At 73.6% G+C, this 1066-nt stretch carries 1 protein-coding gene and 1 pseudogene; both read right to left on the bottom strand.

The annotated features are described in order from the left end of the window. On the bottom strand, positions 1 to 199 hold a 199-nt coding region (locus tag FVW27_RS20680; protein ID WP_208294860.1), incomplete at its 3' end, for a hypothetical protein. 356 nt (positions 200 to 555) lie between these two features. Next, positions 556 to 1066, bottom strand: a pseudogene (locus FVW27_RS16755) (hypothetical protein); the annotation flags it as partial.

The raw sequence follows: 1066 nt of genomic DNA, 5'->3' as shown, positions 1-1066 counted from the left end.
CGCCGCGCGGCTGCGCCAGCACCGCATCCTGATACCCGACTTCGGCCTGCCGCCCGCTGCGGGTGGCCGTGCGCCGGACGGACCGGGGAACAGGGCGGGAGGAAAATCCGGGGGCAGGCCCGGCGAGAGGTCCGGCGGGCACGGCAGGCAGCAACGAGAGGATCGGGGGAATGACGCGGGCCGCGACCGGCGCGGCCACGGAGAAAGGTCGGGCGGCAAGACCGACGGCAGACCGGGCGGGCCTGGCAATGACGGGCGTAAGGACAACCGGAATGAGGGTCGCAACGGCAAACGCCCCGATTCCCGACCCGGCTCTCGTCCCGGCTCGCATAGTGACAGGCGCGGCGGCAAGGGTGGGGGCGGCAGAAGCCGCTGACGCCGCCCCGCCTGACGGGACGTCCGGCACACAATACGTCGCCACGGCCCGACGCCGCTGAGGGTGCCGCAACCTGGCGCCACGGCCCGACTCCAAGGCCCGACTCCACGGCCCGCCGCCATGGCTTGATCCAGCAAACCGTGCCCCGAACGCTGACGACGGCCCGCATGGGCTGTGCGTCAGCTCACGTCGTCGTCGGAAGGGAATGGGGCGGCGTCTTCTGGCGCAGGCGGCGCGGCCCGGTCCAAGCCCTCGTGCCGGATGCCCTCGCGGATGCGGGTTTCTCCCTTTCCACCGCCCGAACGATGGCGGCGCAAGGCCTGCAACGCGGCCTCGCGCACCGCATCGCCGCCATGGCGCAACAGGGCGGCCAACGCCGTGGCGGGCGGGGCATCGCGCCCGTTCTCTTCCCGGCTCAGGGGCAGGGCCAGCACCCGGCAGGCGTGTTCTTCCGGCAGGGCGCGGCACAAGGCGTTTTCCGCCACCAGCAGAGCCTCCAGCGAACCGGACCGCACGGCACGCGCCCCATGCCCGGCTCCCCTGTCCTGCGTGGCCTGCCTGCCTGGCCTGTCTGGCCTGTCTGGCCTGTCTGGCCCGGCCGGGAATTCAGCCCCCGCCGCTTCCGGCATCCAGCCGCCGGTTTCCGCCACCTCGGGCGAAAGGCCCACCGCCACCGGACCGGCCCAGGCC

It is taken from the genome of Nitratidesulfovibrio liaohensis (assembly GCF_011682075.1).
GTDB lineage: Bacteria > Desulfobacterota > Desulfovibrionia > Desulfovibrionales > Desulfovibrionaceae > Cupidesulfovibrio > Cupidesulfovibrio liaohensis.
Note: the sequence above shows the minus strand (reverse complement) of the source record. Positions and strands in the feature narration are given on the sequence as shown.